The sequence below is a fragment of the Stutzerimonas stutzeri genome (assembly GCF_024448955.1).
In the GTDB taxonomy this organism is placed as follows: domain Bacteria; phylum Pseudomonadota; class Gammaproteobacteria; order Pseudomonadales; family Pseudomonadaceae; genus Stutzerimonas; species Stutzerimonas stutzeri_AQ.
Genome location: NZ_JAMOIH010000003.1, coordinates 17015 through 43890, shown reverse-complemented (window position 1 = coordinate 43890; position 26876 = coordinate 17015). Strand labels below are relative to the sequence as shown.

General features: G+C 62.2%; 27 protein-coding genes and 1 tRNA gene. 16 read left to right on the top strand and 12 right to left on the bottom strand.

What is annotated here, in order from left to right:
• Window positions 1-65: 65 nt before the first annotated feature.
• From NA645_RS03675 to NA645_RS03660, 4 genes are all read left to right on the top strand, one after another.
• A complete protein-coding gene (locus NA645_RS03675; protein WP_256047586.1) occupies window positions 66-2291 on the top strand; it encodes an AsmA family protein in 2226 nt (741 codons plus the stop codon).
• The gene (gene mutY / locus NA645_RS03670) at window positions 2288-3370 is read left to right on the top strand and encodes an A/G-specific adenine glycosylase (RefSeq protein ID WP_256047585.1); all 1083 of its coding nucleotides are present in this window, start codon (window positions 2288-2290) and stop codon (window positions 3368-3370) included. Before NA645_RS03675 ends, mutY begins: the two co-directional genes overlap by 4 nt.
• On the top strand, window positions 3367-3639 hold the full coding sequence (locus tag NA645_RS03665) for an oxidative damage protection protein (protein WP_256047584.1): 273 nt from the start codon (window positions 3367-3369) through the stop codon (window positions 3637-3639). Before mutY ends, NA645_RS03665 begins: the two co-directional genes overlap by 4 nt.
• 166 nt (window positions 3640-3805) lie before the next feature.
• A tRNA-Phe gene (locus tag NA645_RS03660) sits at window positions 3806-3881 on the top strand.
• A gap of 220 nt (window positions 3882-4101) precedes the next feature.
• Here the strand turns inward: NA645_RS03660 and arsH are convergent.
• Genes arsH through NA645_RS03640 form a run of 4 tightly spaced genes read right to left on the bottom strand, consistent with a single transcriptional unit; the run spans window position 4102 to window position 6947 of the window.
• Window positions 4102-4788, bottom strand: a complete 687-nt coding sequence (arsH, locus tag NA645_RS03655) for an arsenical resistance protein ArsH (protein WP_256047583.1) — start codon at window positions 4786-4788, stop codon at window positions 4102-4104.
• Entirely contained in the window at window positions 4785-5273 is a 489-nt protein-coding gene (locus NA645_RS03650; RefSeq protein ID WP_256047582.1) for an arsenate reductase ArsC, read from the bottom strand. Before NA645_RS03650 ends, arsH begins: the two co-directional genes overlap by 4 nt.
• Window positions 5274-5300: 27 nt before the next feature.
• Window positions 5301-6584, bottom strand: coding sequence for an arsenic transporter (locus NA645_RS03645; RefSeq protein ID WP_256047581.1), 1284 nt, complete (start codon window positions 6582-6584; stop codon window positions 5301-5303).
• Window positions 6585-6602: 18 nt separating this feature from the next.
• Entirely contained in the window at window positions 6603-6947 is a 345-nt protein-coding gene (locus NA645_RS03640; protein WP_336605249.1) for a metalloregulator ArsR/SmtB family transcription factor, read from the bottom strand.
• A gap of 268 nt (window positions 6948-7215) precedes the next feature.
• On the opposite strand from NA645_RS03640, the gene NA645_RS03635 reads away from it, so the two are divergent.
• From NA645_RS03635 to NA645_RS03605, 7 genes are all read left to right on the top strand, one after another.
• Window positions 7216-7992, top strand: a complete 777-nt coding sequence (locus NA645_RS03635) for a substrate-binding periplasmic protein (RefSeq protein WP_256047580.1) — start codon at window positions 7216-7218, stop codon at window positions 7990-7992.
• 215 nt (window positions 7993-8207) lie between these two features.
• Window positions 8208-10262 (top strand): BCCT family transporter, encoded by a 2055-nt coding sequence (locus tag NA645_RS03630; protein WP_256047579.1) that lies wholly within the window; start codon window positions 8208-8210, stop codon window positions 10260-10262.
• A 233-nt stretch (window positions 10263-10495) separates the two neighbouring features.
• Window positions 10496-11269: an ABC transporter ATP-binding protein gene (locus NA645_RS03625; protein ID WP_256047578.1), complete on the top strand. Its 774-nt coding sequence runs from the start codon at window positions 10496-10498 to the stop codon at window positions 11267-11269.
• A 14-nt stretch (window positions 11270-11283) separates the two neighbouring features.
• Complete coding sequence (locus NA645_RS03620) at window positions 11284-12039, top strand: ABC transporter substrate-binding protein (RefSeq protein WP_256047577.1); 756 nt, start codon at window positions 11284-11286, stop codon at window positions 12037-12039.
• A gap of 62 nt (window positions 12040-12101) precedes the next feature.
• A complete protein-coding gene (locus NA645_RS03615; protein ID WP_256047576.1) occupies window positions 12102-12797 on the top strand; it encodes an ABC transporter permease in 696 nt (231 codons plus the stop codon).
• Window positions 12794-13483, top strand: a complete 690-nt coding sequence (locus NA645_RS03610; RefSeq protein WP_256047575.1) for an ABC transporter permease — start codon at window positions 12794-12796, stop codon at window positions 13481-13483. Before NA645_RS03615 ends, NA645_RS03610 begins: the two co-directional genes overlap by 4 nt.
• 104 nt (window positions 13484-13587) lie before the next feature.
• Entirely contained in the window at window positions 13588-14484 is an 897-nt protein-coding gene (locus NA645_RS03605) for a D-hexose-6-phosphate mutarotase (protein ID WP_256047574.1), read from the top strand.
• A gap of 151 nt (window positions 14485-14635) precedes the next feature.
• Here the strand turns inward: NA645_RS03605 and NA645_RS03600 are convergent, their stop codons facing one another.
• From NA645_RS03600 to purE, 5 genes are all read right to left on the bottom strand, one after another.
• A complete protein-coding gene (locus NA645_RS03600; RefSeq protein ID WP_423836558.1) occupies window positions 14636-15316 on the bottom strand; it encodes a uracil-DNA glycosylase family protein in 681 nt (226 codons plus the stop codon).
• A 15-nt stretch (window positions 15317-15331) separates the two neighbouring features.
• Window positions 15332-15862 (bottom strand): DUF3299 domain-containing protein, encoded by a 531-nt coding sequence (locus NA645_RS03595; protein ID WP_256047572.1) that lies wholly within the window; start codon window positions 15860-15862, stop codon window positions 15332-15334.
• A 53-nt stretch (window positions 15863-15915) separates the two neighbouring features.
• Complete coding sequence (locus tag NA645_RS03590; RefSeq protein WP_025243550.1) at window positions 15916-16167, bottom strand: GlsB/YeaQ/YmgE family stress response membrane protein; 252 nt, start codon at window positions 16165-16167, stop codon at window positions 15916-15918.
• 102 nt (window positions 16168-16269) lie between these two features.
• The gene (locus tag NA645_RS03585) at window positions 16270-17355 is read right to left on the bottom strand and encodes a 5-(carboxyamino)imidazole ribonucleotide synthase (protein ID WP_256047571.1); all 1086 of its coding nucleotides are present in this window, start codon (window positions 17353-17355) and stop codon (window positions 16270-16272) included.
• Window positions 17356-17847, bottom strand: coding sequence for a 5-(carboxyamino)imidazole ribonucleotide mutase (gene purE, locus NA645_RS03580; RefSeq protein WP_256047570.1), 492 nt, complete (start codon window positions 17845-17847; stop codon window positions 17356-17358). It abuts the gene before it with no gap.
• A 345-nt stretch (window positions 17848-18192) separates the two neighbouring features.
• On the opposite strand from purE, the gene NA645_RS03575 reads away from it, so the two are divergent.
• Window positions 18193-19575, top strand: coding sequence for a hypothetical protein (locus tag NA645_RS03575; RefSeq protein WP_256047568.1), 1383 nt, complete (start codon window positions 18193-18195; stop codon window positions 19573-19575).
• A gap of 105 nt (window positions 19576-19680) precedes the next feature.
• Here the strand turns inward: NA645_RS03575 and NA645_RS03570 are convergent, their stop codons facing one another.
• Window positions 19681-20577, bottom strand: coding sequence for a LysR substrate-binding domain-containing protein (locus NA645_RS03570; RefSeq protein WP_256047567.1), 897 nt, complete (start codon window positions 20575-20577; stop codon window positions 19681-19683).
• A gap of 191 nt (window positions 20578-20768) precedes the next feature.
• On the opposite strand from NA645_RS03570, the gene NA645_RS03565 reads away from it, so the two are divergent.
• The 3 genes from NA645_RS03565 to NA645_RS03555 all read left to right on the top strand — a co-directional run bounded on the left by NA645_RS03565 (window position 20769) and on the right by NA645_RS03555 (window position 23449).
• Window positions 20769-22193: an aspartate ammonia-lyase gene (locus NA645_RS03565; protein ID WP_256047566.1), complete on the top strand. Its 1425-nt coding sequence runs from the start codon at window positions 20769-20771 to the stop codon at window positions 22191-22193.
• A 177-nt stretch (window positions 22194-22370) separates the two neighbouring features.
• A complete protein-coding gene (locus NA645_RS03560) occupies window positions 22371-23000 on the top strand; it encodes an FMN-binding negative transcriptional regulator (protein WP_256047565.1) in 630 nt (209 codons plus the stop codon).
• A 5-nt stretch (window positions 23001-23005) separates the two neighbouring features.
• Window positions 23006-23449 (top strand): GNAT family N-acetyltransferase, encoded by a 444-nt coding sequence (locus NA645_RS03555; RefSeq protein WP_256047564.1) that lies wholly within the window; start codon window positions 23006-23008, stop codon window positions 23447-23449.
• A 19-nt stretch (window positions 23450-23468) separates the two neighbouring features.
• On the opposite strand, the gene NA645_RS03550 is transcribed toward NA645_RS03555, so the two are convergent.
• On the bottom strand, window positions 23469-24293 hold the full coding sequence (locus tag NA645_RS03550; protein WP_256047563.1) for a helix-turn-helix domain-containing protein: 825 nt from the start codon (window positions 24291-24293) through the stop codon (window positions 23469-23471).
• Window positions 24294-24440: 147 nt separating this feature from the next.
• Here NA645_RS03550 and NA645_RS03545 point away from each other — a divergent pair, with 147 nt between their 5' ends.
• Complete coding sequence (locus NA645_RS03545) at window positions 24441-25880, top strand: alanine/glycine:cation symporter family protein (protein ID WP_256047562.1); 1440 nt, start codon at window positions 24441-24443, stop codon at window positions 25878-25880.
• Between the two features lie 23 nt (window positions 25881-25903).
• Here NA645_RS03545 and glsB read toward each other — a convergent pair whose 3' ends face one another.
• On the bottom strand, window positions 25904-26812 hold the full coding sequence (gene glsB, locus NA645_RS03540) for a glutaminase B (RefSeq protein WP_256047561.1): 909 nt from the start codon (window positions 26810-26812) through the stop codon (window positions 25904-25906).
• Window positions 26813-26876 lie beyond the last annotated feature (64 nt).

Here is a 26876-nt window from a genome sequence, read left to right as displayed (position 1 = left end):
GCGAAAGCCGACGTTCGTGGCGCTATACTCGCTGCTTTTGAAACGCCAAAAACAAAGGACCTGTCATGAAAGCGCTCGGCAAGATCCTGGGCCTGGTAATCCTCGGGTTGCTGCTGCTCCTCGTCGCACTGGGCTTCGCCCTGACTCACCTGTTCGACCCCAACGATTACAAGGATGAAATCCGCGCGCTTGCCCGCGACAAGGCCGGCCTGGAACTGAACATTGCCGGCGATATCGGCTGGAGCCTGTTCCCATGGCTCGGCCTGGAACTGCACGACACCACCCTGGCCAGCGTGCGCACGCCAGAGCAGCCGTTCGCCGATCTGCGCATGCTCGGCCTCTCGGTCCGGGTGCTGCCGCTGTTCAGCCGCGAAGTGGAGATGAGTGACATCACCCTCAATGGCCTCAACCTGACCCTGGCTCGCGACGAAAACGGCAGCAGCAACTGGGAAGGCGTAGGCCAGCCAGCCGGCGGCGAAGCGCAACCCGGCGAACCCGCCCCAGCGGAACAGGCCGAGACAGCGAATGAAGAGCCGCGAGCCGGAAAACCAAGGCGTCCGCTGCAGCTGGATATCGATAGCCTGACCATCAGCGATGCCCGGGTGAGCTACCACGACGCGCAAAGCGGCCAGCAATTCAGCGCCGAAGGCATCGAGCTCAGCACCGGCGCCATCCGCGAAGCCACTTCGATCCCGGTCAAGCTCAACGCCTTCTTCGGCAGCAACCAGCCCGTGATGCGGGCGCGTACCGCGTTGCAAGGCGACCTGCGCTTCGATAACAAACTGCAGCGTTATCAGTTCGAGAACCTGCGCCTGAGCGGCGAAGCCTCCGGCGAACCTCTGGAAGGCAAGACACTGTCTTTCAGCGCGCAGGGTCAATTGCTGGTCGACCGGGCGGCGGATATCGCTGAGTGGACCAGCCTCAAGTTCACCGCCAACCAATTGCGAGGCCTTGGCGAGTTGAAGGTGCGCGATCTGCAGGAGCAGCCGAAGCTCGCCGGTACGCTGTCCATCGCCGAGTTCAATCTGCGCGAATTTCTCGATGGCGTCGGCCAGCAACTCCCGCCCATGGCCGACAACACGGCTTTGGGCAAGGCCGAACTGGTCACCCGCCTGACCGGAACCTCGACCAGTCTGATGCTCGAAGAACTCGACCTGAAACTGGACGGCAGCACCTTTACCGGACAGATCGGCATCAGCGATTTCGCCAAACAGGCACTGCGCGTAGATCTCAAGGGCGACCAGCTGAATCTGGACCGCTATCTGCCACCGCCAAGCCAGGAAGATGCATCCGGCGCTGCCCGCAAGAGCGAAGTAGAGGCCACCGAGGCCGCCGTGATCGGCAGCGGCACCACCCCACTGCCAGACAAGCCCACTCAGCAAGCCTGGAGCGAAGCCTCGGTCCTGCCGATCGCCACGCTGCGCCGTCTGGATACCCGAATCAATCTGGATATCGGCAGCCTCACCGCAATGAAACTGCCACTCGACAGCTTCGCGCTCCGGGCACGCAGTGCAGGCGGCCTGCTGACCCTGGAGGAAATGCGCGGCGGCTATTACAACGGTCGCGTGGAAGCCTCGGCCAGCCTCGATGTACGCCCGCAAATACCGTTGATTGCAGCTCAGACCCGCTTCGCTCGCGTCCCGGTCGAGCGCCTGCTCGAAAGCCAGGGCGAAAAAGTGGTGGTCAAGGGCCTGCTCAATCTGGACAGCGACATTCGCAGTCAGGGCAACAGCCAGAAGGCCTGGGTCGACAACCTAAACGGCAAGATCGGCTTCATCATCGACAACGGCATTCTGGTCGACGCCAATCTCGAACAGCAACTCTGTCGCGCCATCTCCACGTTGAATCGCAAGCCTCTGACCAGCGACCCGCGCAGCAAGGACACGCCGTTCCGCCAACTCAAGGGCAACCTGACCCTTCGCAACGGCGTGGCCAGCAACCCGGACCTGAAAGCCAGCATTCCCGGCCTGACGGTAAACGGCAACGGCGATGTCGACCTGCGCGTTCTGGGCATGGACTATCGCGTCGGCATCGTCATCGAGGGTGACAAGGGCGCCATGCCCGACCCAGCCTGCGCGGTCAACGAGCGTTACGTCGGCATCGAATGGCCACTGCGTTGCCGTGGCCCGCTGGAACTTGGCGCCAAGGCCTGCCGCTTCGACAAAGACGGTCTCGGCAAGATCGCCGCCCGCCTCGCTGGAGAAAAGCTCAACGAGACCATCGAAGAGAAGCTCGGTGACAAGGTCAGCCCTGAATTGAAAGACGCACTGAAAGGCCTGTTCAATCGATGAACCCGCAAGCGTTGAACGACGAGCAGTTCGGTGCATCTGTTCTCGACTGGTACGACCGCCACGGCCGAAAGGATCTGCCTTGGCAACAAGGCATCACGCCCTACCGGGTCTGGGTATCGGAGATCATGCTGCAACAGACCCAGGTCAGCACCGTGCTCGGCTATTTCGATCGCTTCATGGCTGCATTGCCGACGGTGCAGGCCCTGGCCAGAGCAGACGAAGACGAAGTGCTGCACCTGTGGACCGGGCTCGGTTACTACAGCCGCGCACGCAACCTGCACAAGACTGCCAAGCTGATCGTCGCCGAGCATGGCAGCGAGTTTCCAAAGTCGGTCGATCAGCTCGCCGAACTTCCCGGTATCGGTCGATCGACCGCCGGCGCCATCGCCAGCCTGAGCATGGGACTGCGAGCGCCGATACTCGACGGCAACGTCAAGCGCGTGCTGGCCCGCTACGTCGCCCAGGATGGCTATCCGGGCGAGCCGAAAGTCGCCAGAAAGCTCTGGGACGTGGCCGAGCGCCTGACGCCGCACACGCGCGTCAATCACTACACCCAGGCGATGATGGACCTGGGCGCGACGCTCTGCACGCGCAGCAAACCCAGTTGCCTGCTTTGCCCGCTGAAGTCTGGCTGCCGCGCCCACCTGCTTGGCCGCGAAACAAATTTTCCGGTGCCCAAGCCGCGCAAGGCGCTGCCGCAAAAGCGCACGCTGATGCCGTTACTCGCCAATCATGAGGGCGCGATCCTGCTCTATCGCCGCCCCTCGACCGGCCTCTGGGGTGGGCTTTGGAGCCTGCCGGAACTGGACGACCTGACCGCACTCGGCCCGCTCGCCGAGCGTCACGCCCTGCAGTTGCAACAGCGCCGAGAACTGCCCGGCCTGACCCACACCTTCAGCCATTTTCAGCTCGCCATCGAACCTTGGCTGATCAGGGTTAAGTCCGAGGCTAGCGCCGTGGCCGAGGCGGACTGGCTCTGGTATAACCTCGCCACCCCGCCGCGACTGGGGCTTGCCGCCCCGGTGAAGACGCTACTCAAGCGCGCCGCCGCCGAATTGAACGCAGGAGAGATGTCATGACTCGCACCGTGAACTGCCGCAAGTACAAAGAAGAGCTTCCCGGCCTCGACCGCCCGCCGTATCCAGGCGCCAAGGGCGAGGACATCTACAACAACGTGTCGAAGAAGGCCTGGGACGACTGGCAGAAGCACCAGACCATGCTGATCAATGAGCGCCGGCTGAATATGATGAACGCCGAGGACCGCAAATTCCTGCAGGCCGAAATGGACAAGTTCTTTTCCGGCGAAGACTACGCCCAGGCCGAAGGCTACGTACCACCGAGTCAATGATTCATCCCTAGTGGGTACGCGTCCTGTTGGCTGCTTGTCGGCAGCCAACAGGACGATCGGAAACCGCTTTCAAGCTCCATCACAACGCTAAACGCCCGTTCTGACTAAATATTTTCTCGGTCGCGCTTGACAGGCAAAAGCCAAATCCGTCTAATAGCGCCCCGTTGCCCAGGTAGCTCAGTCGGTAGAGCAGGGGATTGAAAATCCCCGTGTCGGCGGTTCGATTCCGTCCCTGGGCACCATGACTTGTAAACCCCTGATTCCGTGAGGTCTCAGGGGTTTCGTCGTTTTGGGGTAGTGTGCCCGCCCCGACTGGATACACGTGACGGGTACAGAATGGCGTTTATGGCCCAACCAATCCAAGGCAAACGAAGCGACAGCTACTCATCCGCCACCTCCCCCAAGGACGCAAGACGCTCCGACCTGAAGTGGACGAGCTCGCTACCGGCGGGCAACCCATAGTCATATGGATCGCTGATTGACCCGCCTAGAGAGCGCCTCGGCCGACTCCTTTCGCTCGGAATAGCGATCCACAAGGTCTGACCGATCCCGCAGGAGGATGGTGAACTTCATCAGCTCCTCCATTACATCCACAACCCGATCGTAGTAAGGCGAGGCCTTCATCCGGTCCTGTTCGTCGAATTCCAGATAAGCCTTGGGCACGGACGACTGGTTGGGGATAGCAAACATCCGCATCCACCGCCCCAGAACGCGGAGCTGGTTGACCACGTTGAAAGATTGCGAGCCGCCGCAGACCTGCATGATCGCCAAGGTCTTGCCCTGGGTCGGGCGGACCGCTCCCATCGCCAGCGGAACCCAATCAATTTGCGCCTTGAAGACCGCCGACATCGAGCCATGTCGCTCCGGCGAGCACCAGACCTGCCCTTCCGACCATTGCATGAGCTGCAGCAGCCCCTGAACCTTCGGATGGTCTACCGGCGCGTCGTCGGGTAGCGGCAGCCCGGACGGATTGAAGATGCGCGTCTCGGCGCCGAAGCGTTCCAGCAGGCGGGCGGCTTCCTCGACCAGTAAACGACTGAAAGAACGAGGACGGGTCGATCCGTAAAGGAGAAGGATGCGCGGCTTGTGTGTTCCTGTGTCGTCATTGCGGATCAGCGCTTCATCGAGATTAGGAAGGTCATGCGTCATGGCGCTTCTCCAGGCTGCAGATTGCCGATGCGGTCGAGTTCGCGCTTCAGCTCGTCCCGGCCCAACCGCTCGAAGGGCAGCGCCAGAAACGCGCGGCAACGGCCCTTGATGCGCGCCAATGTGGCATGAAAGGCTGCGCTGACTTGCACATCGTCCCCCTTCACGTCGGAAGGGTCTTCCAGGCCCCAGTGGGCTTTCAGGGCGGGACCGAAGTAGACCGGGCAAGGCTCGCCTGCGGCCTTGTCGCACACGGTGATGACAATGTCGGGAGGGCTGTCTTCGAACGCGTCGTTGCCCTTGCTGCTCAGCCCCTCGGTCGAAAGCCCGGCCTCGTGGAGTGTTACCAGCGTGCGCGGCAGAACCTGGCCCCGGGGGACACTCCCGGCGCTCACGGCCTCGAACCCGCTCGGGGCGAGGTGGTTGAACATGGCTTCGGACAAAATGCTTCGGCAGCTATTGGCCGTACACATAAACAGAACTTTCACGGCTTCTCCTCCGCGCTGACGGCGGTTTCAGATACTCAGCCTGATGGCCAAGGCGGACAGGGTGACGAACAGGACCGGCAGCGTCAGAACGACACCAACCTTGAAGTAATACCCCCAGGTCACGCGGATGCCTTTACGGCTCAGGACATGGAGCCAGAGAAGAGTGGCCAAGCTACCGATGGGGGTGATTTTCGGCCCCAGGTCGCAGCCGATGACGTTGGCGTAAATCATCGCGTCACGCACTAAGCCGCTCGTATCCGTCGCCTGAATCGACAGGGCGCCGACCAGCACGGTGGGCATGTTGTTCATGACCGAAGACAGGCCCGCTGTCAGAAACCCCGTTCCCAGCGCAGCGCCCCAAACGCCGTAGCCGGCCAGATGATTCAGGGCGGTCGTCAGGTAATCGGTGAGCCCTTGGTTCTTCAGGCCGTAGACGACCAGGTACATACCCAGCGAGAAGACAACCACCTGCCAGGGCGCCTCGCGCAGCACCCTTCGGGTCGAAATGACGTGCCCACGGGCAGCGACGGCAAACAGCACAACCGCACAGACGGCCGCAACGGCGCTTATGGGAATGCCCAAAGGCTCGAGCGCAAACAGACCAGCCAGGAGCGCGACGAGGACGATCCAACCGACTCGGAAAGCAGCTCGGTCGCGAATCGCCATGGCCGGGGCCTTGAGCAAAGCCAAGTCATAAGTCGACGGAACGTCACGCCGAAAGAACAACCAGAGGACGGCCAGCGTCGCCGCCACGCTGACCGCGTTGACCGGGACCATGACGGCGGCGTACTCGCTGAAGCCCACATCGAAATAATCAGCCGTGACGATGTTCACCAGATTCGAAACGACCAATGGCAGGCTGGCGGTATCGGCGATGAAGCCGGCTGCCATGACGAAGGCCAGCGTGGACGCTGCCGAGAAGCGCAAGGCGACCAGCATCGACACCACGATGGGCGTCAGGATGAGCGCCGCACCATCGTTTGCGAATACGGCCGAGACGGCCGCGCCCAGAAGGATCGTGAAAGCGAACAGACGGCTCCCCCGCCCCCTGGCCCAACGCGCGACATGCAGGGCGGTCCACTCGAACAGCCCAGCCTCGTCGAGGAGCAAACAGATAACGATGATTGCGATGAAGGTCGCCGTCGCGTTCCAGACGATGCCCCACACGGTGGGGATGTCAGCGAGCGTGACGACTCCTGCCAACAGCGCGGCGACCGCACCCAGGGATGCGCTCCAGCCGACCCCGAGCCCTCGGGGCTGCCAGATGACCAAGACGATGGTAGCGATGAAAATGGCGACTGCGATAAGCATACGACTGGCGCTCCTGGCTCAGCAGCAAGAGGCGGCGCGGACTGGGCGGTCGCCCATTTGCTCGAGCCGGGCTCGATCCTGCTTCAACCACTCTGCATTGGCTTGCAGCGTCGCCTGGAGAACGTCCCGGACCCAGGACGGCAGGTCCGGATTGAGGCTGTAGTACACCCACTGCCCCTGACGCCGATCCACCAGCAGGCCGTAGGCTCGAAGCTGCGCAAGATGGCGGGATACCTTGGGCTGGCTGTCATCCAGCGCGCAGACCAGCTCGCAAACACAAAGCTCACCCTCCTGAATAACAAGCAAAGCGGCTCGCACGCGGGTTTCATCAGACAAACATTTGAACAATGCAGGGGGCGTCACGGCAAACACCTGAACATACGGATGCGCGAATATATGGATTACCACATATAAGAGCAAGCAGCGTGACTCGATCCAAGACCATCGGCGCAGCCGGTTCCTGTCTTTCACATGCACCGCAAAAAAAAAACCAAACCGGGCAACGAGCCCTTGCGGCCGCCGTTGCGTCATGAGCTGGGTGAACTGGCGAACCATTGGAACTGCGGATACTCTAGACTACGCGGTTGAAACGCTATGGATGGCCGACCAGGCAGGAGCATAAGCAGTGCGGATGTTTCCTTCGATTCTACTGATAGGGTTGTGCACACTCGCCACCCAGACGAGCGCCGAAGAGTGGCGGTTCGTCACCGAGGATTTCCCGCCGTTCAGCCGCGCTGCGGGAGCCCCGGCCCAGACCAATGACGGAATACAACAAGCGGGCGGCCCGCTGGTGGAAATCGTGCAGGCGGTTTGCGCGCGCCTGGACCTGAATTGTCCGATCGTGCTCCATCCATGGCAGCGCGCCCTGCACTTGGCCGAAGACGGGGAAGTCGAAGGTATTTTCACCGTGGTTCGTTCGCCGCAGCGCGAGCGCGCGTTTCATATCACCCGCATGCTGGTCACTTCGCGCTATGCCGTATTCGCTCGCAAGGACAGTGGCTTCGTGTATAGCCAGCCGGGTGATCTGGCCGGTCGGCTGATCGGCGTCTACGGCCCATCCGGCACGTCTTACGCCCTCTCCCAACACCTCGAACCGGTTGCCGGAGCGCAGGTGCATCTGACTGCCAGTAACCGTCGGCTGTTGCGCATGCTGAAGTCCGGCCGCTTCGGTGAAGGCGGCCTGGCTGTTCTCAATCAGGATGTAGCCTGGTATCTGATAGAAGAGGAGCAGCTCGATGAGCTCCGTGAAGCCGGCGAGCTGACGTCGGTCTCCTACGGGATCGGCCTGTCGCGCAAGCGGATCAGCGAGGCGCAGTTTCAGAGCTTCGAGCGAGCCTTGGATGAGCTCATTGCCGACGGCACCGTGTCGGAAATCCTGCGCCACCATCAACTGGAACCGGCTTACTGAGCCGTCCGACGCGCTCAAACAACCCGGGCGGCAACCGCCTCCTGACGATGCCTGAGTGGACGCGGGGCCTGATACATCCGAGACAAGCCCGGCTCGATCTCGTTTTTTGCGTGAGTAATCCTCTGTCGAACACCGTCTACCCTTCAGTCAGCAGTTTCATTTCGGAGCCACGGCGCGTTTCCGTTCCCCTCGATCAGCCAAGAACAGAAGGACATATGGAAGCAGAGAAGAAACTTCCCAAAGCCGTCATCCTTTTCCCGGTGTTCATCCCAGCCGTTGTCGTAACGCTGCTGCTGGTGATCGGCACGATCAGCAACCCCGAACTGGCGAGTGAGGTATTCAGCTCGACGCTGGCGTTCATCACCCGCTCGTTCGGCTGGTTCTACATGTTGGCGGTGGCCTTTTTTCTGGTCTTCGTCGTCGGCATCGCGCTGACGAAATGGGGCAACATCAAGCTCGGGCCAGACCATGCCGAGCCGCAGTACAGCTTCCCGGCCTGGTTCGCCATGCTGTTCTCCGCCGGCTACGGCATCGCGCTGCTGTTCTTCGGCGTCGCCGAGCCAGTGCTGCATTTCTCTACGCCGCCGGCCGGCGCACCGGAAACCGTCGATGCGGCCAAGCAAGCGATGCAGATCGCCTTTTTCCACTGGGGCTTTCACATCTGGGCGATCTACGGTCTGACCGGCCTGGTGCTGGCCTATTTCTCGTTCCGCCACGGCCTGCCGCTGTCGATGCGCTCGGCGCTGTATCCGATCATCGGCGAACGCATTCATGGCCCCATCGGGCACGTTGTGGATGTATTCGCAATTCTCGGTACGTTGTTCGGCATCGCCACCACCCTCGGTCTGTCGGTCACCCAGATCAACGCTGGCTTGAACTACCTGTGGCCGCAAATCCCCGTCAGCACCACGGTGCAGATCATTGCCATCGTGGTGATCACGGCGCTGGCCACCTGCTCGGTGGTGGCCGGGATGGACAAGGGCATCAAGAACCTCTCGCTGCTGAACATGATCCTGGCGATCACGCTGATGCTGTTCGTGTTCGCCGTGGGGCCGACCATCTTCATTCTGGAAACCTTCCTGCAGAACACCGGCAGCTACCTGAACAACATCATCGAGCGCACCTTCAACCTACAGGCCTACAGCCGTAGCGACTGGATCGGCAACTGGACGCTATTCATCTTCGGCTGGACCATCGCCTGGTCGCCTTTCGTCGGCCTGTTCATCGCCAAGATCAGCCGCGGCCGGACCATTCGCCAATTCGTCTTCGGCGTGATGTTCGTACCGACGATCTTCACCTTTCTCTGGTTCTCGATCTTCGGCGACACCGCTTTGCATCTGATCATGGTCGAGGGCTACACCGAGCTGATCGGCCAGGTGCAGAGCGACCACTCCATCGCCTTGTTCCAGCTCTTCGAACGCCTGCCGCTAAGCGCCATCACCTCGTTCATCGCTGTGGTGCTGATCGCAACCTTTTTCGTCACCTCGGCCGACTCCGGCGCGCTGGTGATCGACTCGCTGGCCGCTGGCGGCGTGGGGCAAACGCCGGTCTGGCAGCGGGTGTTCTGGGCAACCACGGCCGGCTTCGTCGCCATCGCCCTTTTGGTTGCCGGCGGCCTGAGCGCCCTGCAAACCATGGCGATCACCAGTGCGCTGCCCTTCGCCATCATCATGATCATCGCGGCGCTGGGCATGTGGCGTGCGCTGGTGATCGAAGGCCACCACGAAGTCAGCCTGCAAAACCACATGCACGGCAGCCGGCTGGCCAGCAATGCCGGGCCGGGCTTGTGGAAAAAGCGTCTGGCCGGCCTGGTCAACTTCCCCAGCCGCGAGGAAGCGGAAAACTTCATCGCCACCAGCGTGCTCAAGGGCATGCGCCGGGTGCAACGCGCTCTGGCCGAACAGGACTGGCCGGCCGAAGTGCATACCGACGAGCACAATTCGCGGGTCTATCTGGAAGTGATCAAGGAGGATCAGGTCGATTTCATCTATGAGATTCGCCTGGTGGGCTATGCCATGCCGTCCTTCGTGCTCACCGAGGATCCGGACACCGACGAGCAGTACTACCGCGCCGAGGTCTTCCTGCGTCGCGGCGGTCAGTCCTACGACGTCTACGGCTACGACCAGCAGGACATCATCAGCGACATACTCGACCAGTTCGAGAAGTACCTGAATTTCCTACATATCTCGCCAGGCAGCCTGCCCTGGAAGATGGGCGAACACGACGAGATGCTCAGCAACGAACCCGACGCACCGAAACCCACGCCGTGAGGCGGCAAAACAGGGGAAGTTCATCTATATAGATACAGGACGATTCGCCGCGCCACCAAGAGTCCGTCGATCGAACGGTGACCAAACGGTCACCGTTCCGGTGGCGGCGCCACGCTTGGCGCATGACCCTGCCCATGCTAGGTTTGCGCCTCGCCAGGAGGGCGAGCAGTTGGCCGGAGCGCAATTTACATAGAAAAGACCAGGCAAAGCGCTGGTCCGAGAGAGGAAGCTCAATGGCTGAGGCCATACCCGCGCTGGAAATTCGCAACCTGCACAAGCGTTACGGCGATCTGGAAGTACTCAAGGGCATCTCATTGACTGCGCGCGACGGCGATGTGATCTCTATCCTCGGCTCATCCGGCTCCGGAAAGTCGACGTTTCTGCGCTGCATCAATCTGCTGGAAAACCCAAACGAAGGCGAAATTCTCGTCGCCGGGGAGCAGCTACGCCTCAAGCGCGCCAAAGACGGCGACCTGGTCGCGGCTGACGCCAAGCAAATCAACCAGATGCGCAGCAAGCTTGGCTTCGTGTTCCAGAACTTCAATCTCTGGCCGCACATGAGTGTGCTCGACAACATCATCGAGGCACCGCGCCGAGTGCTCGGCCAGAGCAAAGCCGAAGCCACCGAAGTCGCCGAAGCGCTGCTGGCCAAGGTCGGCATCGCCGACAAACGCCACGTCTATCCGAACCAGCTTTCCGGCGGCCAACAGCAACGGGCGGCGATTGCGCGCACCTTGGCGATGCAGCCGCAGGTGATCCTGTTCGACGAGCCAACCTCGGCACTCGATCCGGAAATGGTACAAGAAGTGCTTACGGTGATCCGGTCGCTGGCCGACGAGGGCCGCACCATGCTGCTGGTCACCCATGAAATGAACTTCGCCAAACAGGTATCCAGTGAGGTGGTCTTCCTCCACCAGGGCCTGGTCGAAGAGCAAGGAACGCCGGAGCAGGTGTTCGACAACCCCAACTCGGCACGCTGTAAACAGTTCATGTCCAGTCATCGCTAATGGAGCAACACCGCATGAAAAGCTATAAGAAGATTCTGCTGACTGCCGCCGCCACGCTGATGCTCGGCGCCAACGCCCTTGCCGCCGACAAGCTACGCATCGGCACCGAAGGCGCCTACCCGCCCTTCAACCTGATCGACGCCAGCGGCCAGGTGGTCGGCTTCGATCTGGACGTCGCCCATGCGCTCTGCGCCAAGATGGAAGTCGAGTGCGAAGTGGTCACCTCCGACTGGGACGGAATCATTCCCGCCCTGAACGCTGGCAAATTCGACTTCCTCGCCGCCTCCATGTCGGTTACCGAGGAACGCAAGAACGCTGTCGATTTCACCGACCACTACTACACCAACAAGCTGCAGTTCGTGGCGCCCAAGTCGGTGGACTTCAAGACTGACAAGGACTACCTGGACGGCAAAGTAATCGGCGCCCAACGCGCGACCATCGCAGGCACCTGGCTGGAAGACAACATGGACGGCGTGGTCGACATCAAGCTCTACGACACCCAGGAAAACGCCTATCTCGACCTGGCCTCCGGCCGCGTCGACGGCATCCTCGCCGACTCCTTCGTGCAGTGGGAATGGCTCAAGAGCGATGCCGGCAAGGACTTCGAATTCAAGGGCGAGCCGGTGTTCGACGACGACAAGATCGCCATGGCCGTGCGCAAGGGCAACGATGAACTGCGTGAGAAGCTGAACAAGGCGCTGGCGGAAATCATCGCTGACGGCACTTACGAGAAGCTCAACGCCAAGTACTTCCCGTTCAACATTTACTGATCCGTCTGAACCGAAGCCCGACCGCCAAAACTGGTAGGTCGGGCTTCGGTGTTTGAGCCCATATGATTCCCGACCTTCATGGATTCGGTCCGGCGCTGATCGCCGGCACCTGGATGACCATTCAGCTGGCCCTCGCGGCCCTGGCCCTCGGCCTTGTGCTAGGGCTGCTTGGTGCACTCGCCAAGACTTCTCCATTCGCTACGCTGCGCTGGATCGGCGGCACCTACTCGACCATCGTGCGCGGCATCCCCGAGTTGCTCTGGGTGCTGCTGATCTATTTCGGCACCATTGGGCTGGTGCGCGGCATCGGCGAAATCTTCGGCATTGCCAATCTGGCCCTCAGCCCGTTCGTCGCCGGCACCATCGCCCTCGGCCTGTGTTTCGGCGCCTACGCCACCGAGGTCTTCCGCGGCGCATTGCTGGCTATTCCCAAAGGTCATCGCGAAGCGGGACTGGCGCTGGGCCTGGGCAAACGGCGGATTTTCATGCGCTTGATCCTGCCGCAGATGTGGCGCCTGGCCCTGCCCGGCCTGGGCAACCTGTTCATGATCCTGATGAAAGACACCGCGCTGGTATCGGTGATCGGCCTGGAAGAGATCATGCGTAGCTCCCAGATCGCCGTGACCGCCAGCAAGGAGCCCTTTACCTTCTTCGTGGTCGCCGCCTTTATCTACCTCGGCCTGACCGTCATCGCCATGACCGGCATGTACTTTCTGGAAAAACGCGCCGGACGCGGCTTCGTCAGGAGCGCCGCATGAGCTGGGAATTATTCATCAAGTGGCTGCCAGACTTTCTCGAAGGCGCCTGGCTCACGCTGCAGCTGGTTGGCGTTTCGGTCGTCGCCGGGCTAATTCTTGCGTTACCACTGGGCATCGCTCGCTCCTCACGCATGCTGGCGGTGCGTGCGCTGCCTTACGGGTACATCTTCTTTTTCCGTGGCACGCCGTTGCTGGTGCAGCTGTTTCTCGTCTACTACGGCATGGCGCAGTTCGAGGCCGTGCGCCAGAGCGTGCTCTGGCCGTATCTGCGTGATCCCTACTGGTGCGCGATCATCACCATGACGCTGCATACCGCCGCCTATATCGCCGAAATCCTGCGTGGCGCGATCCAGAATGTGCCTGCAGGCGAGGTCGAAGCTGCACGGGCACTGGGCATGTCCCGCCGTCAGGCGCTGTGGCACATCATCCTGCCGCGCGCTGCACGCATCGGCCTGCCGGCCTACAGCAACGAGGTGATTCTGATGCTCAAGGCCAGCGCCCTGGCCAGCACCATCACCTTGTTGGAACTGACCGGTATGGCCCGCAAGATCGCCGCACGCACCTATATGCACGAGGAAATGTTCCTCACCGCCGGCCTGATCTACCTGCTCATTGCCTTCGTGCTGATGCAAGGCTTCAAGCTGCTGGAGCGCTGGCTGCGAGTGGATGCCTGCCAGGGGCGATGATCGCGATACATGCCTCTTCGCCACGGAGCGATGAGGCATTTGCAGCTGAATCCCGCCCTATCCGTGCGGTCAGACGGACACCTGAACCAACCACGAGATCGCCCATGTCAGTCGATATTCAACGCATCGAAAAGGATCAACTCGCCTGCTGGCTAATCCGCCGTGGCGACGACGAACTGCTGATCGCCGAGCAGGGCGCGCAGATACTCAGCTACCGCCGGGGCGATGCGCCGCCGATCATCTGGCTTAGCGAGGAAGCTGCCTTCCAGCAAGGCCAAGCGGTACGCGGCGGCGTGCCGATATGCTGGCCCTGGTTTGGCGATCTAGGGCGCAACCCCGAAGATGTGCAAGCGATGTATCAGGGCGAAGCCGAAGCACCCTTCCATGGGCTGGTTCGCAGCCTGGATTGGCAGCTGGAGCGACAGGGCTCTGAAGGCGACACCGCTATCCTCGAATTCATTTGTCCTCAGGCTCAGGGAGCGCTGCCCGGCTGGCCCCATAGGGTAGAGCTGAAGCTGCAGGTCCGTCTCGACGAGCGCCTGCACATCGCGCTGATCAGCCGCAATCTGAGCGATCGACCCGTCGCCCTCAGCCAGGCGCTGCACACCTACTTCGCCATCGGCGATATCCATCAGGTGTCGGTGGAGGGCCTGGATGGCTGTCGCTATATCGATACCCTGGAAAACTGGCAGCAACGTCAGCAACAGGGTGACCTCCGTTACGAGGGCGAGACCGACCGCATCTATCTCGATCTGCCGCCGGTGCTGAGCCTGCGCGACCCGCAGCTGAATCGCCGAATCACGCTGGAAACCGAAGGTTCGCGCTCGGCCGTGCTGTGGAATCCCTGGATCGCCAAGGCGCAGCGCCTGTCGCAGTTCGCCGACGATGCCTGGCAGCGCATGGCCTGCATCGAAACCGCCAATGCGATGGACGACCGGATCGTTCTCAACGCAGGCGCCAGCCATACGCTTGCGGTCTCCATCGGCAGCGAATCACTCTAGGGTCTACCCCGTTTCTTTGGCACTGGATGGAGCCCACTGCCGGCGCTCTTCGTAGGGTGCGCTCCGCGCACCGATGCTGAGCTCAGTGGTAACCCCGCTCAGCTAACGCGTTCTGATCTCGATATCTCGGTGCGCAGAGCGCACCCTACGTTTACCGCGATTCGGAATCCAGCAGTACCAGCCGCGCTTCGAGCAGTGCAGGAAACCGCTTGAACCAGGCCTGGTTCAGCGGTGACGGATGCGGCAATGGATAAAGCTTAAAGGCGCGCTTCGCACCGTCCTCGGCCTGCAGCTCAATCTCGATAGAGGCGCTGAAACGGTCCTCGCTCTGCCAGAACTGCTCAAGACGCTGGCGTACCTCGGCGGGCTGATCGATACCGAACCAGAGGAAAGCTTCGCGGCCTAGCGTGATGATCGACTCGCCGTGCCAGCTTTCGATGAGCAACTGGCGCATCTGCGGAAGAAAGCGGCGCTTGACCTTCATCGACCAGGCTTTGTTGCCGATTGGCTTGTACGGCACGGTGTTGATCCAGAAGAACCTTTCACTGAGCGCACGCCCGGCTTCGAAGTCCGGCATCTCCTCGCCATGCAGGTGCCGGTAGAGCACCTTGCGCACCAGCTGCCCGCCGCTGCCGATGAACGGCTCGCCATAGCGAACCTCCTCGCGCCCCGGATCGCGACCGAAGAAGGCGATCGGCGCATCGGCGTCGCCCAGGCCGATGATGGGTTCAAGCGGGTCTTTACCGAAGCGCTGGTACACCTCGACATCGATACCCTCGGTATCTGCGGCGAGTTCGCGAAAAGCTTGGCGTTGCCCCTGATTCACAGTCACTGGCATTGGCCTCGTTCAAAAGTCGCTCTCGTCCACCAGCGCCACGTTTGCGGCGGTTAGTGCGTATGCCGCGTCGGCCAGATCATTGCTGACCGGCTCGATCCGCAGCGTGCCGTCCACCCACAAGGGCGCATAAATGTCTTCCAGCATGATGCCGGCCGGGTAGCGAACCAACACGATCTGATTGGGCGGTGGCGGCGGAACGTGGATGCAGGCGCCCGGATATGGCACTAGGAAGAACTCGGTGCTGCGGCCCCTGCTGTCAGTTTCCAGCGGCACTGGATAACCGCCGAGGCGGATCTGCTGGCCGTTCAGCGATGTCACTGTCTTGGCCGAATACATTACCTCGGGTAAGCCCCGCCCTTGCTTGAGCCCACCCTCATCGCTGAAACCATCGGCCTCAGGAGAGTCGTGCTCGATCTCTGGCATTTCCTCTAGCGCCTTGCGGTCTTCGGCGGGCATCAATTCGAGCCAGTCGAGTTCGTCCGGAGCCGCTTGAATGAGGGTTGAGACGCACAGCAAAAGAGGCAGGATGATCGAGCGCATGAGAACCGAGGGGTAGTGAGATCGGGGCCGCCCGAAGCGCGGCCCCGGACGGGTCAGTGTTTACGGCTGGTCACCATGCCATAAATCACCAGCAGGATGATCGCACCGACCACCGCGCCGATAAAGCCGGCACCTTCGCCCGCCTCGTACAGGCCGAGCGCCTGGCCGCCATAGGTAGCGAGCAGCGAGCCGCCGATACCCAGCAGGATGGTCATGATCCAGCCCATGCTGTCGTTGCCGGGCTTCAGGAAGCGTGCGATGAGGCCCACGATCAGGCCGATGATGATGGTTCCGATGATGCCCATTGGCAGTCTCCCTCAGGTCCGAAAAATACGCGTTACGTATCTTCGGACCGGAGAGGGGCTAGGCAGTTCGCCACTGAATGCCCCAGGCCAGACGGCCGGTGATCAGTCGCGGTCGATCAGCGACTCGACCGCAGTGATCTGCCGATCCAGCGTGGCGCGGTCCGGACAGCGCAACGTTGCGTGACCGACTTTGCGTCCGACCTTGAACGCCTTGCCATAGTGATGCAAGTGGCAGTCCTCGACCGCGATGACCTTCGCCACGGGCGGCACTTCGCCGATGAAGTTGAGCATGGCGCTTTCGCCCAGTTTCGCCGTCGAGCCCAGCGGCAAGCCGGTCACCGCGCGTAGGTGATTCTCGAATTGGCTGCACTCAGCGCCTTCGATGGTCCAGTGACCGGAGTTGTGCACGCGCGGCGCGATCTCGTTGGCCTTGAGGCCGCCGTCCACCTCGAAGAACTCGAAGGCCAGCACGCCGACATATTCCAGTTCTGTCAGCACCCGGCCGGCATAATCCTCGGCCAGCGACTGCAGCGGATGATTGCTGCTGGCCACCGACAACCGCAGGATGCCGTCTTCGTGAGTGTTGTGAACCAGCGGATAGAAACAGGTCTCGCCGTCGCGAGCGCGCACGGCGATCAACGACACCTCACCGCTGAACGGCACGAAACCTTCCAGGATGCACGGAACGCTGCCCAGCTCGGCAAAAGCGCTGCTGACGTCGGACTGTTTGCGCAGCACCTTCTGACCCTTGCCGTCATAACCCAGGGTGCGGGTCTTGAGCACGGCAGGCAGGCCGATACTGGCCGCGGCAGCATCGAGGTCAGCCTGGGACTGGATATCGGCGAAAGCCGGTGTAGGGATGCCAAGGTCCTTGAACATCGACTTCTCGAACCAGCGATCACGGGCGATACGCAGCGCATCGGCGCTCGGATAGACCGGCACGAACTGGGAGAGAAAGGCGACCGTCTCGGCGGGCACGCTCTCGAACTCGAAGGTCACCAGATCCACTTCATCGGCCAGCTGGCGCAGGTGATCCTGATCGCCATAGTCGGCACGCAGGTGCTCGCCGAGCGCCGCGGCGCAGGCGTCTGGCGCCGGATCGAGAAAGGCGAAGTTCATGCCCAGCGGCGTTCCCGCCAGGGCCAACATGCGGCCGAGCTGGCCGCCACCGATCACGCCGATCTTCATTTATGCGTTCCTCGGATCCGGATTGTCGAGCACGGTCTGGGTCTGTTCGTCGCGGAATTTCTTCAGCGCAACGTGATATTCAGGGAATTCATGCCCGAGGATGCTGGCCGACAACAATGCCGCGTTGACCGCGCCCGCCTTGCCGATGGCCAGGGTCGCGACCGGCACGCCAGCGGGCATCTGCACGATGGACAGCAGCGAATCGACACCCGAGAGCATGGACGACTGCACCGGCACCCCGAGCACCGGCAGATGCGTCTTGGCAGCACACATGCCCGGCAGATGCGCCGCACCGCCGGCCCCGGCGATGATCACGCGCAGCCCGCGTTCCTCGGCCTGCTCGGCGTACTGGAACAGCAGATCGGGCGTGCGGTGTGCGGACACCACGGTGACTTCGTGCGGAATGCCGAGTTTTTCCAGCATCTCGGCGGTGTGGCTGAGGGTGGACCAATCGGACTTGGAGCCCATGATCACGCCTACCAGTGCGGTCATCGTCGTGCCTCTCGTCGTGCGCTGCGCAGCGCTACAAAAACGACAAGCCACGCACCGGGAGCGTGGCTTGCATGCAGGGCAAACCAGCGAAGGCGCTGGTTCGAAGGCGCGGCATTATACCGGAAAGCCGCGCATGTCGCGCCTGCGGCTTGACAGCCGGACGGCTGCATGAAGGCCGCTCATCTTCGATGCCGTAGCGAATGCCCTAAGCGGAACACCGCACGCCTGCCAGGCCAATGGCGAGCCCCACCCCGAACGCTGGCAGGCAAGCCAGCCCTCATGATGGCCGGCGCTGCTTCCGGCCAGGCTTGGTATGCTCCTCGCGTACACCGTATTGGAGGTGCCGTGTTCTCATTGAAGCGCCAGGGCGATTTTCGCCTGCAATTGAGCCGTACGCTGACCAGGCCGGGGCGTCATCAGGTCGAGCTGTACCTGTTCACGCCCCATGAGACTACCTTTTCCACCCGTGCCCTGACCGAAGAGCAATTCTTTCACAGCGCCCTGACCCACCGCTTTCGGCTGCTGGGCCTGCCGGCCAAAGACCGGGCCAGCAAGCTGGATACCTCCTATTCGCTGCTGTCGCCGCACTACGAAATCATGCATGGGGCCTCGTTTTTCCAGTTCCAGGCGTCCCTGGATCGCCTGCGCCAGCAGCTGCAGGGCAAGGCGACAGCCGAGCCGCTGGCGCGTGCCCTGCGGCTCAGCCAGAACTACGCCCAGCGCCTGCGCAAGGCCGAGCCGAAGCAGAGCAAGCAATCGCGCTACTTTCGCCAGTTGGATATCTATTTTTCCTGGCTTGCGGAGCAGTTCCTGCTGGAAAGCATGACCTTGGAAGGCTTCGCGGACCTCGACGAAGAGCTGCAACAGGCGGTGCACGAATTCCTTCACCAGGAACGCCGCTACCGCGCCGAACGCGACTATCTCAGCGACTTCCAGGGGGCGCCGACCCGCGTCTGGAACCGTATGAGCCTTTATCTGCGGCTGCTGGAATACCCGGTGGTGCTGCGCCAGAAGCTCACCGCACTGGGCGCCGGCACCCGCAAGCTGGTGAAGGCGGCCTCCACCATGCTGATCATGTCGCTGTTCACTTACTTTCTGTTCAACGTGCGCGACGCCAGCCAGAAAATGTCCCTGGCGCTGCTGGTGGGTATCGCGCTGGTGTACGCGGTGCGCGACCTGCTGCGCGACGACCTGATCGACACCGTCACACGCTGGCTGCGCAAGGGCAAGCCGCGCTGGAAGATCCGCCTGCTGATGCCTTATACCCAGGCATCCATGGCCCAACAGCTGGTCTGGCTCGACTACCGCAAGCTCTCCGAGCTGAGCAAGGCCGTGCGCGAGCATTCCGGCAAGTGGGCCACCAACGAGGAGCGGCAGATCGTCTGCTACCGCTCATGGCTGCACCTGGAAAAGGCGGCGCTGGTACAGGACGAGCTCCAGGAACGCCTGATCCTCGATTGCGAGCCGCTGTGCGCGATGATCCAGGCCAGCCATCAGCAACTGTTCGAGTGGAAGGAAGCAGAGGACCAGCCGGTGGCCATCCAGGCGCACACCATCGAAAAGCAGCACGACTACAACCTGCTGCTGGTGCATCGCCAGCCGGGACAGGAAGCCACCGTGGCGCAGCGCTGGACACTGCGCCTGGGTGCAGGGGGCATCGTACGCTGTGTGAACAAGTCGGTGAACTGGCCCGAGCCACCAAAACGACGCCTGTGGCGGCGGGCCTGACCGCACGCTTCAGGCGCTCGCCAATGCCGCATGAAGACCGCTCATTGGCGGAAGGCGCGTCAGTGTGCGTGGCTCGCGGACCGAACTGCGACGCAAATCTTGTCGCTATCCGCCACCCTCCAGCCGGCGCCACAAGAGTCGCACCGCCGCCTTGCGCACCAGCGCGCAGCGATACAGACGGATTTCCAGCGGCAGGCGCCAGGTTTCGTCGGCGCACTCCACCAATTCGCCGCGCTGCAGTTCGGCGGTGATGCTCAGGCGCGGTACCCAGGCGACGCCAAGGCCTTGCAGGGCCATGCTTTTCAGGCTGTCGGCCATGGCGGTTTCGTACACCGTGGTGTAGCGCAGCCGGCGCTGGCGCAGCAGGCCGTTGACCGAGCGACCGAGAAAAGCGCCGGCACTGTAGGCCAGTAGCGGCACGCTCTGGCCGCTGTTCAGGTCGAATAGCGGGCTGCCCTGCTTATCGACGGCGCAGACCGGTAACATCTCGCTGTTGGCCAAGTGCTGGGAGGGAAAGATGTCCGCATCCAGCTGCAGCGCGGCGTCGGGGTCGTGATAAGCCAGCATTAGGTCACAGGCGCCTTCGCGCAGGGCGTGCACCGCTTCACCCACGTTGGTCGCCATCAGCCGGGTACTGGGGTTCAGACCCAGATCACGCAGGCCGGCAATCCATTGCGGAAAAAACCCCAGCGCCAGCGAGTGTGCCGCCGAAACCTGCAGCACCTCGCCCTGCTGGCCTTCCAGATGATGCAGATGACGCAGCACCTCGCCGAGCTGTTCGACCAGGCTACGTGCGGTGATCAGAAATAGCTGGCCGGCCTCGGTCAACTCGATCGGCGTGCGCGTGCGGTTCACCAGCGTAATCCCGAGACTGTTTTCCAGGCTGCGAATGCGACGACTGAACGCCGGCTGGGTGACGAAGCGACGCTCTGCCGCCTGGGAAAAACTTCGCGTTGCCGCCAGGGTGACGAAGTCCTCCAACCATTTGGTTTCGATATTCATGCCGGCTCCTGGCGGGCTTGGGATGGTCTGATCATGCGCAGCAATAACGCTCCATGTCGAAACGGCGTCACATTACCGTTATGCCGATCATGCATGACCCAGCGATTAACGGCATTGGCCGGAAACAGGCCTCAAGCCCTATGGTAGCGGCCTTCGCGGCAACTGCCGCTTTCTCTCGGATGAGAATCCTCATGTCCTCCGCTGCATCGTTCCGCCTCGAAAAAGACCTGCTCGGCACCCTCGAAGTACCCGCTGACGCCTACTACGGCATCCAAACCCTGCGCGCCGTGCATAACTTCCGCCTCTCCGGTGTGCCGCTGGCGCATTACCCGAAACTGGTGGTCGCGCTGGCGATGGTCAAGCAGGCGGCGGCCGATGCCAACCGCGAGCTGGGCCATTTGAGCGATGCCAAACACCTGGCGATCAGCCAGGCCTGCGCGCAGCTGATCCGCGGCGATTTTCACGACCAGTTCGTCGTCGACATGATTCAGGGCGGGGCGGGCACCTCGACCAACATGAACGCCAACGAGGTGATTGCCAACCTGGCGCTGGAATACATGGGGCATGCCAAGGGCGAGTACCGCCACCTGCACCCGAACAACGACGTGAACATGGCGCAGTCGACCAACGACGCCTACCCGACGGCGATCCGCCTCGGCCTGCTGCTCGGCCACGACACCCTGCTGGCCAGTCTCGACAGTCTGGTCGGAGCCTTCGCCGACAAGGGTGCGGAATTCGCCCACGTGCTCAAGATGGGCCGCACCCAGCTGCAGGACGCGGTGCCGATGACCCTCGGGCAGGAATTCCGCGCCTTCGCCACCACCCTCGGCGAGGATCTGGAACACCTGCGCCTGATCGCGCCGCAGTTGTTGGTGGAAGTGAACCTCGGCGGCACCGCCATCGGCACCGGCATCAACGCCGACCCGAACTACCAAGCGCTGGCCGTGCAGCGCCTAGCGACCATCAGCGGGCATCCACTGAAACCCGCCGCCGACCTGATCGAAGCCACGTCCGACATGGGCGCCTTCGTCACCTTCTCCAGCATGCTCAAGCGCCTGGCGGTGAAGCTGTCGAAGATCTGCAACGACCTGCGCCTGCTTTCCAGCGGGCCGCGCACCGGCATCAACGAGATCAACCTGCCGCCGCGCCAGCCGGGCAGCTCGATCATGCCGGGCAAGGTCAATCCGGTGATTCCGGAGGCGGTCAACCAAGTCGCCTTCGAGGTGATCGGCAACGACCTGTCGCTGACCATCGCTGCCGAAGCCGGCCAGCTGCAGCTCAACGTCATGGAGCCGCTGATCGCCTTCAAGCTGTTCGATTCGATCCGCCTGCTGCAACGCGCCATGGACATGCTGCGCGAGCATTGCATCGTCGGCATCACCGCGAACGAGGATCGCTGCCGCGAGCTGATGGAAAACTCCATCGGCCTGATCACCGCGCTCAACCCCTACATCGGCTACGAGAATGCCACCCGCATCGCCGGCCAGGCACTGCTCAGCGGTCGCGGTGTGCTGCAGCTGGTGCGCGAGGAACAATTGCTGGACGACGCCACCCTCGACGACATCTTGCGCCCGGAAAACATGATTGCGCCGCGACTGGTGCCGCTGAAGGGTTGATTCCGGCCTGTTCGGCGAGTACCCACGCTTTATCTTCCCGGGATGGCTTAGGCCATCCCGTTTTCGTTCTCCCCATCGGTCACTGCGCGCCGGGTCTTACGCCCTGCTAGAAATGGCACCTGGAACGGATCAATATCCTGCCCAACCTGAAGCTATTTTCCGCTCGGAGAACCCGCCATGTACCTGCCCGCCGCCTTCCGCCAGGACGACCTCACCGAGCTGCGCGCGCAGATCCAGGCCAATCCCTTCGCCCTGCTCGCCAGCACCGGGAGCGGCGGCATGCAGGCCAGCCATCTACCGTTGCTACTAGAGCCGGAAGAAGGTGAGTTCGGTACCCTCTACGGCCACTTCGCCCGGGCCAATCCGCACTGGCGCGAGCTGCACGTTGCCGAAGCGCTGGCCGTCTTTTCCGGGCCGGACGCCTACGTCAGCCCGAACTGGTATCCATCCAAGGCCGAGCACGGCAAGGTGGTGCCGACTTGGAATTACATCGCCGTGCACGCACGCGGCCCGGTCGAGCTGATCGAGGAGCCCGAGCGCCTGCTGCAGATCGTCAGCCGCCTCAGCGACCGTCACGAGGCAGCCCGTCCGCAGCCCTGGGCAGTAAGCGATGCGCCGCGCGACTACCTGGACGGCATGCTGCGCGCCATCGTTGGCTTCGCCCTGCCGATCCGCCGTCTTGAAGGCAAGTGGAAGCTGAGCCAGAACCGCTCGGCCGCCGACCAGGCCGGCGTGCGCGATGGCTTGGCCGCCTCGCCCCATCCGCGCGAGCAGGCCCTGGCCGCACACATGACTCAAGAAGGATGACTCCTATGGCCGATATCCGCCCGCTGACCGCTGACGACCACGCCGCCTGGCTGCCGCTCTGGCAGGGCTACCAGCGCTTCTACAACACCCAGATCCCGGAGACGACCAGCGCCCTTAGCTGGGAACGCTTCCTCGATCCCGCCGAGCCGATGCATGCGGCGCTGGCCTGGCGCGACGGAGAGGCCGTAGGCCTGGTGCACTGGATTTACCACCGCAGCTGCTGGACCACCGGCGACTATTGTTACCTGCAGGATCTCTATGTGGCCGAAGGGATTCGCGGCGGCGGCATCGGTCGCTCGCTGATCGAGCATGTCTACGCCGAGGCTAGCGCCGCCGGCGCTGCGCGCGTGCACTGGCTGACCCAGGAGACCAACTACCAGGGCCGCATGCTCTACGACCGCATCGCCGACCGTCCCGGTTTCATCCAGTACCGAAAACTGCTCGGATAAGCGCCGAGCGGCTGAAGCGCTATTCGATTTCGAACAAGCCGTCGCGAATGGATACCGATGCCAGCCGCTCACGAATCTCCGGGTCGATTCGCGGGTCGTCTAGCTCGTAGAGCATGACCTGGCGATAGGCATTGACCCGGTTGATCTCGCTACCCAGGTATTCCCACACCACACGCGTGCATGCCGGAGTGCGCCGGTCACCGCTGGAAACGCCGGTCTTGAGCCCGTTGAGGCGATTGATGCGGCTCTTGAAGCTGGGGATCAGAATGGTCTGACTCATCTCGTTGCTCGTCAGCGACTCGTAGTCGATGAGGAACAGACGATCCTGCAGATAAAAGGCCGCGCCCAGATAGCGACAGCGCACCACGCCTTCCTCGGTCCCGCTGGTGTTGTCGGCGCGCGACTGCTCTTGTCGCTCCTGCCGTTCGAAGACGAAGCTGCCGCGATCCTCACGCAAATGCACCAGCGACAGTAGGATATGCCCCGGCACCGACATGCAGTTGGCGTACTCGAAGTAATACCCGCAATAGCGCGAAAGGCTGCTAGCGTTGTCGCGTAGCGGCTGAAACAGCTCGAGCAGCGGGTCGCTGGCGGCGATGCGTTCCTGATCATGGCTGCGCATGCCGATCAGCGGGGCGAACTGGTCGCTGGGCAGCGCCAGTTCATAGCCTTCGACGCCGAAAAAATCACAGATACGCTTGAGATTATGCGCAGTCGGCCGGCTCTGGCCGCTCAGGTATTTGTTGAACTGGGCGCGGTTGATCGACAGCTTCCGGCACACCTCGGCGATCGAGCGGTAGTGACTGCAGAGCAGTTTTAGGTTGGCGCCGAGATGGTCGTGCATGGTCTGTTCCGGTGATGCGAGCGGCGCAATACTAGCATCAACTCGCGCCAACTCGCCGCGACCTGCGTAATTGTGTGACCGATGCGTCTGGCCAACCATTTCGCCCCTGCGTTCCTTACCTTCAAAACAACAAGAGACCACCACGCCATGCTCGATATTCTCAACGACCTCATCTGGAGCAAGCTGCTGATCGTCATGCTGGTCGGCCTGGGTCTGTATTTCACAATCCGCTCCGGCTTCGTCCAGTTCCGCTACTTCGGCAGCATGTTCCGTATCTTCGGCGAGGCCTTCAAACGCAAGCCCGGCCAGCTCAGTTCGTTCCAAGCGCTGATGCTCAGCGTCGCCGGTCGTGTCGGCGCGGGCAACATCGCCGGTGTCGCGGTCGCCATCATGCTCGGCGGGCCGGGTGCGATTTTCTGGATGTGGGTAGTGGCGCTGGTCGGGATGGCCACTAGCTATTTCGAATGCTCGTTGGCGCAACTCTACAAACGCCGCGAAACCGACGGCAGTTACCGCGGTGGACCAGCGTTCTACATTCTGCATGGGCTTGGCCAACGCTGGATGGCGGTGCTGTTCTCGGTGCTATTGCTGGCGACCTTCGGCTTCGGCTTCAACGCGCTGCAGTCCTTTACCGTGGCCAGCTCGCTGCATGACACTTTCGGCGTACCGACCTACATCAGCGGTGTGGTGCTGGCGGTCGTCATGGCAGCCATCATCTTCGGTGGCATTCGCCGTATCGCCAGCATCGCCGACGTCATGGTACCCATCATGGCATTCGCCTACATCGGCATGGCGTTGATCGTCATCGGCATGAACATCGAGCGAGTGCCGGAAACCCTGATGCTCATCGTCCGCAGCGCTTTTGGCCTCGAGTCGGCGTTCGCCGGTGGTATTGGCGCCGCGATCATCATGGGCGTCAAGCGCGGCCTGTTCTCCAACGAGGCGGGCCTGGGTAGCGCCCCGAACGTCGCGGCGGTGGCCGAAGTGAAGCATCCTTCAGCCCAGGGCATCGTGCAGTCGCTCAGCGTGTTTATCGACACCCTGCTGGTGTGCACCAGCACCGCGTTGATCATTCTCCTCTCAGGCGTCTACAACCCCGAAGTCGCGGAAGTTGCAGGTGTGGTGCTGACGCAAAGTGCGCTGGCCGCGGTCGTCGGCGAATGGGGCCGCGTATTCATCAGCATCGCGCTGATGCTCTTCGTGTTCACCACACTGATCTACAACTACTACCTGGGCGAGAACGCACTGGGCTTCTTCAGCAGCAGGCGCTCGCTGATCCAGGGCTACCGGACAGCGGTGATCGCGCTGGTGTTCTGGGGTTCGCTGCAGGATCTGGGCACCGTGTTCGCCTTCGCCGACCTGACCATGGGCCTGCTGGCGATCGTCAACCTGATCGCCGTGGCACTGCTGTTCAAGACTGGCCTGCGCCTGATGCGCGACTACGATGCGCAGGTACGCGCCGGCATCGAGCAGCCGGTGCTCAATGCGAAGGATTACGCCGACCTGGACATCGACCACAGCGCCTGGCCGGCCACGCCCGCACCAACCAGCGAAACACCCGCAGCCGGAACCGTGCTGCAACGTTGAGCCGCTAGCACAGCGATGGCTGGTCAGAAGATCGACCAGCCGATCCGCTCGGTGAGCTTTTCCAGCGCCGCAATGCCGGCCAGCGAATTGCCGGCGGCGTTCAGTTCAGGTGACCAGACACAGACGCTGAAGCGTCCCGGCACCACCGCAACGATGCCGCCGCCCACGCCACTCTTGCCCGGCAGGCCGACCCGATAGGCGAAATTGCCCGCTTCGTCGTAGAGGCCGCTGGTTGCCATGATCGAATTGACTTGCTTGGCCTGTCGCGCGCTCAGCACCTGTTCATCGCTGTGCAGACAATGACCTTCACGCGCCAGGAAAGCGAAGGCGCGCGCCAGGTCCACGCAGCTCATGCGCAATGCGCAATGATGGAAATAGCTGTGCAGCACCGTCTCGACATCGTTGTGGAAATTGCCGAATGCCTGCATCAGGTACGCCATGGCGGCATTGCGGGCGCGATGCTGGTATTCGGAAGCGGCTACCTTGGCATCGGAGACGATCAGCGGATTGCCACAAAGGCGGCGGGCGAAATCACGCAGCGAAAGCGTCGGCGCAGCGAAACGCGACTGATTGATATCGCAGATCACCAATGCCCCGGCATTGATGAAGGGATTGCGCGGCCGACCACTTTCGAACTCCAGCTGCACCAACGAATTGAACGGTTGCCCGGAGGGCTCGTAACCCAGGCGCGACCAGATACTCTCACCGGAATGCTGGATCGCCTGGACCAGACTGAATACCTTGGAGATGCTCTGAATCGAGAAAGGCGTCTGCGCGTCACCGGCCTGCCAGGTCTTGCCGCTGACACCGTAAACGGCGATGCCCAGTTTCGCCGGTTCGACCTCCGCCAGCGCCGGAATGTAGTTGGCCACCGCGCCCCGGCCCAGCAGGGGACGCACTTCATCGAGAATTTCTTCGAGCAGGCTTTGCATGAATCACCGCAGCAGATTGAGAGAGCGCTGGCCCAGGCCAGCCAGACCGTAAGACAAATAGACA